The sequence below is a fragment of the Bradyrhizobium sp. Ken01 genome (assembly GCF_055807355.1).
In genome coordinates this window covers 22,502-34,767 of sequence record NZ_JBVVPC010000027.1, presented here as the reverse complement: position 1 = coordinate 34,767, position 12,266 = coordinate 22,502, and the positions used below count along the sequence as shown (strand labels likewise).

12 protein-coding genes are annotated in these 12,266 nt (G+C 64.3%); 11 read left to right on the top strand and 1 reads right to left on the bottom strand.

From position 1 onward, the window contains the following. Positions 1–189: 189 nt before the first annotated feature. Positions 190–1,053: an acyl-CoA thioesterase II gene (gene tesB / locus AC0L3S_RS23975; protein WP_473281673.1), complete on the top strand. Its 864-nt coding sequence runs from the start codon at positions 190–192 to the stop codon at positions 1,051–1,053. Between the two features lie 40 nt (positions 1,054–1,093). Here tesB and AC0L3S_RS23970 read toward each other — a convergent pair whose 3' ends face one another. Then, positions 1,094–1,984: a DUF4339 domain-containing protein gene (locus AC0L3S_RS23970; protein ID WP_473264264.1), complete on the bottom strand. Its 891-nt coding sequence runs from the start codon at positions 1,982–1,984 to the stop codon at positions 1,094–1,096. A 238-nt stretch (positions 1,985–2,222) separates the two neighbouring features. On the opposite strand from AC0L3S_RS23970, the gene AC0L3S_RS23965 reads away from it, so the two are divergent. From AC0L3S_RS23965 to AC0L3S_RS23920, 10 genes are all read left to right on the top strand, one after another. After that, positions 2,223–2,561, top strand: a complete 339-nt coding sequence (locus AC0L3S_RS23965; protein WP_007598647.1) for a P-II family nitrogen regulator — start codon at positions 2,223–2,225, stop codon at positions 2,559–2,561. Between the two features lie 125 nt (positions 2,562–2,686). Next, a complete protein-coding gene (locus AC0L3S_RS23960; RefSeq protein ID WP_473264265.1) occupies positions 2,687–3,988 on the top strand; it encodes an ammonium transporter in 1,302 nt (433 codons plus the stop codon). A gap of 41 nt (positions 3,989–4,029) precedes the next feature. Next, positions 4,030–4,344, top strand: coding sequence for an ArsR/SmtB family transcription factor (locus tag AC0L3S_RS23955; RefSeq protein ID WP_247285017.1), 315 nt, complete (start codon positions 4,030–4,032; stop codon positions 4,342–4,344). Further along, positions 4,341–4,697: an SRPBCC family protein gene (locus AC0L3S_RS23950; protein ID WP_473281671.1), complete on the top strand. Its 357-nt coding sequence runs from the start codon at positions 4,341–4,343 to the stop codon at positions 4,695–4,697. The genes AC0L3S_RS23955 and AC0L3S_RS23950 overlap by 4 nt, the downstream gene beginning before the upstream one ends. Before the next feature lie 41 nt (positions 4,698–4,738). Beyond that, on the top strand, positions 4,739–5,341 hold the full coding sequence (locus AC0L3S_RS23945) for an ATP-dependent Clp protease proteolytic subunit (protein WP_473281669.1): 603 nt from the start codon (positions 4,739–4,741) through the stop codon (positions 5,339–5,341). A 435-nt stretch (positions 5,342–5,776) separates the two neighbouring features. Next, complete coding sequence (locus AC0L3S_RS23940; protein WP_007598642.1) at positions 5,777–6,115, top strand: P-II family nitrogen regulator; 339 nt, start codon at positions 5,777–5,779, stop codon at positions 6,113–6,115. Between the two features lie 38 nt (positions 6,116–6,153). Then, complete coding sequence (locus AC0L3S_RS23935) at positions 6,154–7,602, top strand: ammonium transporter (protein WP_473248850.1); 1,449 nt, start codon at positions 6,154–6,156, stop codon at positions 7,600–7,602. Positions 7,603–7,819: 217 nt separating this feature from the next. Beyond that, positions 7,820–8,224 (top strand): GFA family protein, encoded by a 405-nt coding sequence (locus AC0L3S_RS23930; protein WP_473281667.1) that lies wholly within the window; start codon positions 7,820–7,822, stop codon positions 8,222–8,224. Positions 8,225–8,549: 325 nt separating this feature from the next. Next, on the top strand, positions 8,550–9,764 hold the full coding sequence (locus tag AC0L3S_RS23925) for an aminotransferase class I/II-fold pyridoxal phosphate-dependent enzyme (RefSeq protein ID WP_473281665.1): 1,215 nt from the start codon (positions 8,550–8,552) through the stop codon (positions 9,762–9,764). Positions 9,765–9,773: 9 nt separating this feature from the next. Further along, positions 9,774–12,251: a DNA translocase FtsK gene (locus AC0L3S_RS23920; protein WP_473281663.1), complete on the top strand. Its 2,478-nt coding sequence runs from the start codon at positions 9,774–9,776 to the stop codon at positions 12,249–12,251. Positions 12,252–12,266 lie beyond the last annotated feature (15 nt).

The following is a 12,266-nucleotide window of genomic DNA, read 5'->3' as shown; positions in this document are numbered from 1 at the left end:
GTCTTCGCGTTTTCTTGGTCTTGCTACCAGACTTGAGGTGGGCGAAACAGTGCGGTGAAACAAGGGCCGTTTCCTGCTGTCATTCCGGGGCGCGTAAAGCGCGAACCCGGAATCCAGAGGTTTTGGTTCGAGATCCCGGGTTCATCGCTGCGCGATGCCCCGGAATGACGACAATGCGGAAGCACCAGCATGTCCAAGAGCCTGATCGACCTCATCTCGATCCTCGACCTCGAACAGCTCGAGGTGAATCTGTTCCGCGGCAACAGTCCGAAGACCAGCTGGCAGCGGGTGTTCGGCGGCCAGGTGATCGGGCAGGCGATGGTTGCAGCGTGCCGCACCGTCGATGGCCGGCTGCCGCATTCGTTGCATTGCTATTTCATCCTGCCGGGCGATCCGCAGATCCCGATCATCTATCAGGTCGAGCGCCTGCGCGACGGCAAGAGCTACTCGACGCGACGCGTCACCGCGATTCAGCACGGCAACGCGATCTTCTCGATCATGGTGTCGTTCCATGCCGAGGAGGAGAGCGCGTTCGATCACCAGGACAAGATGCCCGACGTGCCGCCGCCGGAAAAGCTCACGGCCGAGGAGGTGGCGAAGCAGCCGATGTTCAAGGAAATGCCGGAGTTCATCCGCCGCTATTACGAATCCGACCGTCCGATCGAGCTGCGCCCGGTCGAGCTCGGCCGCTATTTCGGCCAAAAGATCGAGGACGGCCGCATCCATGTCTGGATCAAGACCGCGGCGACGCTGCCGGACGATCCGGCGCTGCACATGTGCGCGCTGGCCTACGCGTCCGACTTCTCGCTGCTCGACGCGATCATGGCGCGCTACGGCCGCACCCTGTTCGACAAGCGCATGATGCCGGCGAGCCTCGACCACGCGATGTGGTTTCACCGTCCGTTCCGCGCCGACGAATGGCTGCTGTACGCACAGGATTCACCGAGTGCCCGAAGCGGCCGTGGCTTGACCCGCGGTTCGATCTTCAAGCCTGACGGCACGCTGGTGGCCTCGGTGGCGCAAGAAGGCTCGGTACGCGAGCGGAGAGCCTAGGAGGCATAAGCACGATCGATCGCGCTTATGCCTCTCGAGGTCATGCCCTGAGCGATCCGCGCGGAGCCAGAACGGTCTCCGACGCGAACCAGTTCATGATCCAGCGATATACCCACGGGATCGGGATGATGAAGCCGCACAGGAATGCGGCCACGATGCCCCGCCAGAGAATTCCGAGACCGCTGCCGTTGAAGACGATCTCGCGCCGCGTGCCTTCGATGCTGCGGCAGAACCAGCGCATCTGAGCCGCGGCGACCCAGGCCCAGCCGATGATGGTGATGATGGAGATCGCAAACAGCAGGCTATAGCCGACATAGGCCCAGACCGTGCCGGTGAAGCTCAGGCCGAGCGGCTGCCCGTTGGAGGCGAGGTTCGCGACCATCCATTTGATCAGGAGCCAGTACAGAACGATCTGGGCAATGAACAGCAAATTGCTCAGCAAGGGGACGCCGATCAACCCGATCACGATCGCCAGAACGATGAAGCCGAAATACCAGGGCACCAGCGCCATCGCATTGCCGGTGAAGCTGAGATTGGGCCGCCCGGGGACCTTCACGCAGGACACGATCCATTTCGTGTACCAGACGAACACCCACGGCACCGGGATGATGAAGCACATGCCGATCAGCATCACGATGCTGCGCCAGGTGAACTCGAGGATGCCGAAATCGACCGCCAGCGATCCTCCGCCGCCACCGCCGCCGTAGCCCCCGGAGCCCATCATCGGTGGGCCGCCAGCCGGCATCATCGGGGGTGCACCGCCGCCGCTGATCAGGCCGGGGATTTCGGCCGCCTTCTGCCAGCCGGCCATGCCCTCCGACCACACCAGCGTATCCGGGCGCACGACTCCCTGGGCGACGAGGTCGCGGAATTGCCCTTCCTGATAGGGCCCCTGCTGCTTGCCCTCGGATGCGTAGAACCAACTCGCCATGAAGCGTCCCCCTCGAACATAGTTTTGTACCGGCCGCGACGCTTGGGTTCATCGCATCCATGCCAAAAACGCATTGTGGAGGATGAACGGCTGCCCTGTACAGAGGCGGCCGTTCACATGGCCCAACGATTTTCCGCTTCAATCTGCAACTTTTTTATGCCATTTGCCCGGAAAGATGCCAGATTGACGCAGCGCCGGGGACATACGGCGCGGCGCATCCCGGGGAATAGGCCTGACCATGAAACTCGTCGTCGCGATCATCAAACCCTTCAAGCTCGATGAAGTCCGCCAGGCGCTGACGGCGATTGGCGTCCACGGCATGACCGTGACCGAAGTGAAGGGCTATGGCCGCCAGAAGGGCCACACCGAGATCTATCGCGGCGCCGAATATGTCGTGAATTTCCTGCCGAAGCTGCGGATCGAGATCGCGGTTGCCTCCGATATCGCGGAGAAGGCCGTCGCCGTCATCACCGCGACCGCGCGCACCGGCCAGATCGGCGACGGCAAGATCTTCGTCACGCCGATCGATCACGCGACCCGCATTCGCACCGGCGAGACCGACAGCGACGCGCTCTAGATTTTTGCCTTGACGCGTTTTCGTTTCGCGAAGCGGTATCCGCTTCGCTCGAAAACGCTCTTCTTCGATCGCACCGGGCAACGGCGCCACAGCGTGCGACGCAATCAATAGCTGGGGGAAACGACATGGCGGGATTGTTGCGCCGCGCGGCTGCTATTGCCGCGCCGATCGGGCTTGTGTCGATCATGGCTTCGCCGGCGCGTGCCGCGGGCTCCGAGATCAACACCGCCGACACCGCCTGGATGATCGTCGCCACCGCATTGGTGCTGATGATGACGATCCCGGGGCTCGCGCTGTTCTATTCCGGCATGGTGCGCAAGAAGAACGTGCTCGCGACCATGGCGCAGAGCCTCGCCGCGGTGACGATCATCTCCATTCTCTGGGTCGCGTTCGGCTATTCGCTGTGCTTCGTCGGCGACGGCCCGTGGATCGGCACGCTCGACCGCTGGTTTCTCGCCGGCATGACCATGGACAGCGTCAACCCGGCGGCGAAGACGATCCCGGAAGCGCTGTTCATGCTGTACCAGATGACGTTTGCGATCATCACGGTGGCGCTGGTCGCGGGTGCGGTGGCCGACCGGATGCGGTTCTCCGCCTATCTGCTGTTCTCGGTGGCTTGGTTCATCTTCGTCTACATTCCGCTGGCGCATTGGGTCTGGGGCGGCGGCTTCCTCGCCAGCATGGGCGTGCTGGATTTCGCCGGCGGTCTCGTGGTGCATCTGTCGGCCGGCACCGCCGGCCTCGTCGCAGCGAAGGTGATGGGACGCCGCCACGGCTACGGCACCGAAAATCTCTCGCCGTTCGATCTGTCGCTCGCGGTGATGGGCACCGGCCTGTTGTGGGTCGGCTGGTTCGGCTTCAACGGCGGCTCGGCGGGCGCAGCCAATTCGCGCGCGGTGCTGGCGATCATCGCGACCCATCTCGCCGCCTGCTCCGGCGCGCTGACCTGGGGCGCGATCGAATGGTCGACGCGGCGCAAGCCATCCGTGCTCGGCATGATCTCCGGCGCGGTCGCCGGCCTCGGCACCATCACGCCGGCCTCGGGCTTCGTGGCGCCCTGGCACGGCATCGTCATCGGCGTGATCGCGGGCCTCGTCTGCTACTGGGCCTGCACGTGGCTGAAGCATCGCTTCGACTATGACGATTCGCTCGACGTGTTCGGCGTCCACGGCATCGGCGGGCTGACCGGCACCCTGCTGGCGGGCGTGTTCGCAACCAGCGCGATCGGCGGCACCGCCGGCCTGCTCGAAGGCCATCCGCAGCAGCTTCTGAGCCAGCTCTACGGGGTCGCCGTCACGTTCGTCTGGTCGGCGGGCGTGAGCTTCATCCTGCTCAAGCTGGTCAGTCTTTTCGTGCCCCTGCGCGTCTCGCGGGAGCACGAGCTCGAAGGACTGGATATTTCGCAGCACGGCGAGGCGCTGCAGTAATTGGGCTTGCGCAACACATAAGCGTATGCTTATGTGTTGCCATGATCGAAGCCGACATCTTCAAGGCGCTGGCCGACCCGACCCGCCGCAAGGTCTTTGAGAAGCTTGCCGGCGGAAGCCTGAATGCCAGCGCTTTGCGCGACGGATTGGAGATCAGCCAGCCGGCGATGTCGCAGCATCTCGCGGTGCTGCGCGGGGCAGGCCTGGTGCGCGAACAGCGGCAGGGCCGCTTTGTGAATTACGAAGTCGATCCCGAAGGAATCTCCGCCATCGGGACCTGGCTTGCGCGCTACCGCGCCTATTGGCCGAAACGCATGGATGCCCTCGCCGATCTCTTGAAGGAGATGGATCAATGAGTGACGCCGTGAAGCCTGATCCCTCCGACGCAGCGCTCGTGCTCGAATATCAATTCGATGCGCCGCCGGCCAAGGTCTGGCGCGCGGTGACCATTCCGGCTTTGCGCGAGCGCTGGCTGCCGGATTGCGATCTTGCGGGCGCCGAGCCTGAGACATCGGTCCCGGGCCAGGAGGTGCGCTACCGGCTTCGCGATTCCGAGCCGCCGTTTCGCGAAAGCCATGTCATCTTCCGGATCGAGCCGAACGAGGACGGCGGCACCCGCTTCCGCATCATCCAGCAAGCCTGCGAGATCCGCATGAAGCTGCCGCAGCCGGCCAACAGCAATGGCTGCCTGATGCGCGCGGCCGCCTGACACCAACACCACTTCATCACCCGCAGACATGGAGGTCGCCGATGCGCGACATGCTTCAGCTCGTTCCTATGGTCGTCGAACAATCCGCCCGCGGCGAGCGATCCTTCGACATCTATTCGCGCCTGCTGCGCGAGCGCATCATCTTCCTCAACGGCGAGGTCAATGATGCGATGTCCGGACTGGTCTGCGCGCAGCTCTTGTTCCTGGAGGCGGAGAATCCGAACAAGCCGATCAATCTCTACATCAATTCCTATGGCGGCGTGGTCACCAGCGGCCTCGCGATGTACGACACCATGCAATTCATCAAGGCGCCGGTGCATACGCTGTGCATGGGCACCGCGCGCTCGATGGGCTCGTTCCTGCTGATGGCCGGCGAGCCCGGTCACCGCGCCGCCCTGCCCAATGCGAGCCTTCACGTGCATCAGCCGCTCGGCGGCTTTCAGGGCCAGGCGTCCGACATCCTGATCCACGCCACCGAAATGCAGGAAACCAAGCGGCGCCTCATCCGGCTCTATGCCCAGCATTGCGGGCGCCCCGAGCCGGACGTGGAACGGACCCTGGACCGCGACCACTTCATGACCGCACAGCAGGCGGTCGACTGGGGGCTGATCGACCGGGTCTTCGCGGAACGCAGCGCCGCCTGACGGTCTCTGCCGGCGGCCGTCCGGCAAGCCTCGCCCCGCCCAAGCTGTTTGGCCGGTTGCGCGCATTCCGTGAGCACAAGTGCGAGGGGTCCGATATTTCGCAGCACGACAAGCCCTGCAATAGGCGTCCGCCCTACGAAAATACCATTCTGCTGCCCGACGCATGAGCACCAATGTGTCGGCAGCTTGTCATGCCTTTATTTTAATCAGGCATGGTCAGGTATTGAGCGCGACGTAATGGCGCAATGCACCGCAATACGCGTCAAACGTGAAAACACCCGTTTTCATAGTCCGTTAGGCAACACGCCCGATCTGGCACGGCATTTGATTCTATGGGTCCTGGCTGTGCCCGCGTAGTGAACTTTCTCCCTCGTGGCGAACCAGTCGAGAAACGCCCGGCCACGTCCGGACCGGGCCCAAGCGGGGATAGGACCCATGAAAATTGTTATGGCGATTATTAAGCCATTCAAGCTGGAAGAAGTCCGTGACGCCCTGACCGCCATCGGCGTTCACGGTCTCACGGTGACGGAAGTCAAGGGATATGGCCGCCAGAAGGGCCATACGGAAATCTATCGCGGCGCCGAATATGCCGTGAGCTTCCTGCCCAAGATCAAGATCGAGGTCGCTGTCGCCTCCGACCAGGTCGACAAAACCATCGACGCCATCACGACCGCCGCGAAAACCGGACAGATCGGCGACGGCAAGATCTTCGTCATCAATCTCGACCATGCGGTTCGCATCCGCACCGGCGAGGCCGATGCTGCGGCCCTTTGATTTCGCGCTCAATCAAAATTCAATCAGGAGTAAATGAAATGACGTTTAAGCGTCCCTATGGCGCGGGATTGGCGGCTCTCGCAGTCGGCCTGTTCGCTGCGACCGCAGCCTACGCCGAGCCAACGGTCAACAAGGGAGACAACGCCTGGATGCTGACATCGACAGTGCTCGTGCTGTTGATGACGATCCCCGGTCTCGCGCTTTTCTACGGCGGCCTCGTCCGCTCCAAGAACATGCTCTCGGTCCTGATGCAGGTGTTCTACACCGTCTGCGTCGTCACCGTGATCTGGGCCGTGTACGGCTACAGCCTCGCCTTCACCGGCGGCTCCGACTTCATCGGCGGCTTCTCCAAGGCCTTCATGATGGGCGTTACCACCGACTCGAAGGCCGCGACCTTCTCGGTCGACGCTAACATCTCGGAGCTCATCTATATGTGCTTCCAGATGACCTTCGCGGCGATCACGCCCGCCCTCATCGTCGGCGCCTTCGCCGAGCGCATGAAGTTCGCCGCGCTCGCGCTCTTCGTTCCGCTCTGGGTCACGCTGATCTACTTCCCGATCGCGCACATGGTCTGGTACTGGCCCGGCCCGGACATGATCCAGGACGCAGCCAAGGCTCTGGCTGCTGCGGCTGATGGCGCGGCGAAGACCGCGGCGCAGGCCAAGCTCGACGAGATCAACGCCGACGCAGGCTGGATCTTCAAGAAGGGTGCGATCGACTTCGCGGGCGGCACCGTGGTGCACATCAACGCCGGCATCGCAGGCCTCGTCGGCGCCCTGCTGATCGGCAAGCGCGTCGGTTACGGCAAGGAGCTGATGGCTCCGCACTCGCTGACCATGTCGATGATCGGCGCCTCGCTGCTCTGGGTTGGCTGGTTCGGCTTCAACGCCGGCTCCAACCTCGAAGCCAACGGCGGCGCGGCCCTGGCTATGACCAACTCCTTCGTCGCCACCGCAGCCGCCGCGCTGTCGTGGATGTTCGCGGAGTGGATCATCAAGGGTCACCCGTCGGTGCTCGGCGTCATCTCCGGCGCTGTCGCGGGCCTCGTGGCCGTCACGCCTGCCGCGGGCTTCTCCGGCGTGATGGGTGCGATCGTCCTCGGCCTCGTGGTCGGCGTGGTCTGCCTGTTCTTCTGCACCGTCGTGAAGAACGCGCTCGGCTACGACGACTCCCTCGACGTGTTCGGCGTGCACTGCGTCGGCGGCATCATCGGCGCCCTCGGCACCGGCATCCTCGTCAATCCGGCGTTGGGTGGTGCGGGCATCATCGACTACACCGCGATCCCGCCGAAGGTTGCCGATTACGACTTCGCGGCGCAGATGATCTCCCAGGTCTGGGGCGTCGGCACCACGCTGGTCTGGTCGGGTATCGGTTCGGCGATCCTCTACAAGGTCGTCGATGTGATCGTTGGCCTCCGCGCCAATGTCGAGAGCGAGCGTGAAGGCCTCGACATCACCGAGCACACCGAGCGCGCCTACAACATGTAAGTCTCCTCCCGGGCGCGGCCTCCTCGGGGGTCGCGCTCACAACTACGGTTTGGGGCACATACCCGGCAATGTCCCGACCGTTGAGGGGCTCCAGCGCAAGTTGGAGCCCCTTTCTTTTTGTCCGGCTGGGCGGAAAGAAGCGCGAAGAAAAGGATTGCCATTCCGGATAACCGGCGCAGAAATATCGACCACAACAAACAACAAAAGGGAGGTCGTCATGCGTTTGGAAGGCGGATGCTATTGCGGCGAAGTGCGCTATGTCGCCGAGGGCGACCCGATGATGCAGGCGCAGTGTCATTGCCGTGAGTGCCAGTACATCTCGGGCGGCGCGCCCAACACTTTCATCGCGATGCCGGCGGCCGGCTTCAGCTACATCACCGGGCAACCCAAGCAGTTCACGCGCGAGGACCTCGAACGCGCCGTCACGCGCGAATTCTGCGCCGAATGCGGGACCCATCTGGTGACCAAGGTTCCCGGCCTGCCGGCCGCAATCCTGAAGGTCGGCACGCTGGACGACCCTGCGCAGTTCCATCCGCAGATGGCGATCTACACCTGCGACAAGCAGGACTTCCACGCGATCCCCGCGGGCATGGCGACATTCGAGAAGCTGCCGGCGCATTAAAGGCCGCGATGACGGCGCGCTCCCTCCCCCGCATGCGGGGAAGGGCTGGGGAGAGGGTGTCTCAACATCGGGACAGTCCCTGGATGGAGAGAACCCTCACCCGGCGCTACGCGCCGACCTCTCCCGCAAGCGGGAGAGGTGCAAGAACCAGCTCCCCCCGTGGCCCGCATCCCGTATGTTATCCGGCCTCATTATTCCTGCTCTGGACGGCGCCGGCGACCGATGGTTAATCGCGTCTTAACCTCGCCCTATCTATGGTGAACTGAACCGCTTCCCGCCGGCGCCTTGGTCGCGACCGGCTGTTCCAAGAGTGCTGGCGTCCAGAATGGCTATGACCGCTTCATCCCGTGCGCCGCAGGACAGTGGAAGCTCCGATAGTGAACGCTCTCCCTTCGTCCGGCTGAACGAACTGCTGGCGCCGCATCAGCCCGGCAAGCCTTTGATTTCGCTTGCCGTCGGCGAGCCGCAGCATCCTGTGCCCGACTTCGTCGGCCCGGTGCTGGCCAAGCATATCGCCGATTTCGGCCGTTACCCCGCGAACAAGGGAACCGACCCGTTCCGCAAGGCTGCGGGCGCCTGGCTGTCGTCGCGTTTCAAGCTGCCGCGCGCCCTCGATCCCGAGAGCGAGATTCTCGTCCTCAATGGCAGCCGTGAAGGCCTGTTCCTCGCCGCGATCGCGGCGGCGCGCTATGTCGGTCCGCGTCCCGGCAAGCCGGCGATCCTGATGCCGAACCCGTTCTATCCGGTCTATGGCGCCGGTGCCCGCGCCGCCGCCTGCGAGCCGGTCTACCTGCCGACGACGGCCGAGAACGGCTTCCTGCCCGATCTTGACGCCATCGACGAGGCGACGCTGGCGCGCACCGTGGCATTCTATCTGGCCTCGCCCGCCAACCCGCAGGGCTCGGTCGCCTCTCGCGATTATTTCACGCGCCTGAAGCAGCTCGCCGACCGCTACGGCTTCGTGATCCTCAGCGACGAGTGCTATTCGGAGATCTACACCCGCGAAGCGCCCGGCAGTGCGCTCGAATGCGCCGGCCCTGATTTCACCCGCGTGGTTGCGTTCCAGTCGCTGTCGAAGCGCTCGAACCTGCCGGGCCTGCGCGTCGGCTTCGCCGCCGGGGACAAAAAACTCATCGGCATGTTCCTCGAGCTGCGCAACATCGCGGCGCCGCAGGTGCCAGTCCCGTTGCAGCATGTCGCGACCGTCGCCTATGGCGACGAGGCGCATGTCGAGGAGAACCGCAGGCTCTACCGGATCAAGTTCGATCTCGCCGACCAGATCATCGGCAATCGTTACGGCTATCACCGGCCCGACGCCGGCTTCTGCGTCTGGCTCAACACGTCAGAAATCGGCGACGACGTGTCCGTGTGCCTGAAACTCTTCACGGAAGCAGGCGTGCGCGTGGTGCCCGGCAGCTACCTGGCGCGGCTCCAGCCCGACGGCTTCAATCCCGGCGCAGGCTACATTCGCCTTGCGCTGGTGCAGGATGGCGAGACCACGGCGCAGGCGCTGCACCGCCTGGTCGAGACTCTGGGTTAGGCGGGGCCCGTGAGCATGTCGACAATCGAACGTGTCATTCCCCTGGTCGGCCATCTGCCGCCCTCGATCCGCGAGGGTCTGGCGCGGCGTGTGCGCGAGCTCAGCGGGCTCGGCCTGATCGCTTTGTCGGGCGTCGCCTCTGCGGCTCTGATGACCTGGTCGGTGCAGGATCCCAGCCTCAGCCATGCAACGTCGCGGCCGATCCGCAACATTCTCGGCTATGCCGGCGCAATCGGCGCCGACCTTGCGATGCAGATCCTCGGGCTCGGCGCGATCATGCTGGTCCTGACGGTCGCGGTCTGGGGCTGGCGCATGCTGACCCATCGCCCGTTCGACCGCGAGGCGCTGCGGCTCGGCTCCTGGATTCTCTGCACGGTGATCGCGGCGGGCTTCGTCAGCTGCTGGCCCCATGGCGGCGCCTGGCCGCTGCCGACAGGCCTCGGCGGCGTGGTCGGCGATGCGCTGGTTCGCGCGCCCGCGGTGATCTTCGGACCGCCGGGCATGATCTATCGAATCGTGCTCGGCATGATCCTGTTCGCCGCGATGGCGGCGACTTTCCTGATCGCCTGCGGCCTCGGCGCACGCGAGCATGACGACGAACTCGCGGAGATCGAGGACGACGACAAGCCGCTCGACCAGGACGAGGAGAGCGATCGCGGTTCGGTATCGCTAGGCTGGCTGTTCCACGCCTTGATGAGCACGAAAGCACGGCTGATCTGGCTGCTTGGCGCGGCCTACCGCTCGCTGGTCTCGAGCGGACCGAAGACCAAGGCCGTTGCATTCAGCCGCCAGGAGCCGAAGCTCGGTGGCGGCCGCGCCGCGCCGTCGATCTCGCCGCAGGCTCAGGACGAGGACTACGACGACGAGCACGAAGAGGTCGAAGAAGACGAGGAAGAGGAGGAGGAGCCCGCCGCCCGCGCGCCGCGCAAGAAGGCTGCGCCCAAGGCCGCTTCCAAGAAATCCTCCGACAAGTTCGAGCTTCCGTCCGTGTCGGTGCTGGCCGCACCGAAGGCCGGCGATCGCCAGCCGCTCAGTAAGGCCGAGCTGGAAACCAATTCGCGCGCGCTCGAAGGCGTGCTGCAAGATTTCGGCGTTCGCGGCGAGATCGTGAAATCCAATCCTGGTCCTGTGGTCACGCTGTACGAGCTGGAGCCGGCGCCGGGGATCAAATCGTCGCGCGTGATCGGACTGTCCGACGACATCGCGCGTTCGATGAGCGCGCTGTCGGCGCGCGTCGCCGTCGTGCCCGGCCGCAACGCCATCGGCATCGAGCTGCCGAACGCCCATCGCGAGAAGGTCTATCTGCGCGAGCTGCTGGTCGCCAAGGAGACCGTCGATTCGGTTGCGAAGCTGCCGCTCTGCCTCGGCAAGACCATCGGCGGTGATCCCGTCATCATCGACCTCGCACGCACGCCGCACATGCTGATCGCCGGTACCACCGGCTCCGGCAAGTCGGTCGCCATCAACACCATGATCCTCAGCCTGGTCTACCGGCTGCGCCCGGACCAGTGCCGCCTGATCATGGTCGATCCGAAGATGCTCGAACTCTCAGTCTATGACGGTATTCCCCATCTGCTCACGCCCGTCGTGACCGACCCGAAGAAGGCGGTGGTCGCGCTGAAATGGGCCGTGCGCGAGATGGAAGAGCGCTACAAGAACATGGCCAAGCTCGGTGTGCGCAACATCGACGGCTACAACACGCGCTTGCTCGAATTGAAGGCCAAGGGCGAAGAGCCGACCCGCACGGTGCACACCGGCTTCGACAAGGAAACCGGCAAGGCGATCTACGAGGAAGAGAAACTCTCGCTCGACCCGCTGCCCTACATCGTCATCATCGTCGACGAAATGGCCGACCTGATGATGGTTGCCGGCAAGGACATCGAAGGCGCGGTGCAGCGCCTCGCGCAGATGGCGCGCGCCGCCGGGCTGCACGTGATCCTCGCAACGCAGCGTCCATCGGTCGACGTCATCACCGGCACCATCAAGGCGAACTTCCCGACCCGCATCGCCTTCCAGGTGACATCCAAGATCGACAGCCGTACGATTCTCGGCGAGATGGGCGCCGAGCAGCTGCTCGGCCAGGGCGACATGCTCTACATGGCCGGCGGCGGTCGCATCAGCCGCGTGCACGGACCTTTCGCCTCGGACGAGGAAGTCGAGAAGGTGGTGCGCCACCTCAAGACTCAGGGACAGCCGGAATATCTCGAAGCCGTCACGGCCGAAGAACCCAGCGAGGACGAGGACGGCGCGGTGTTCGACGCGTCCGCCATGGGCGCGGATGGCGGCGGCGATTTGTTCTCGCAGGCCGTTGCGATCGTCAAACGCGACCGCAAGGCTTCGACCAGCTACATCCAGCGCCGCCTGCAGATCGGCTATAACCGCGCCGCATCGCTGATGGAGCGCATGGAACTGGAGGGCATCGTCGGACCCGCCAACCACGCCGGCAAGCGCGAGATTCTGGTCGAGGAAGAAGACAGCCATATGTGAGGCGAGCCGCCCCAG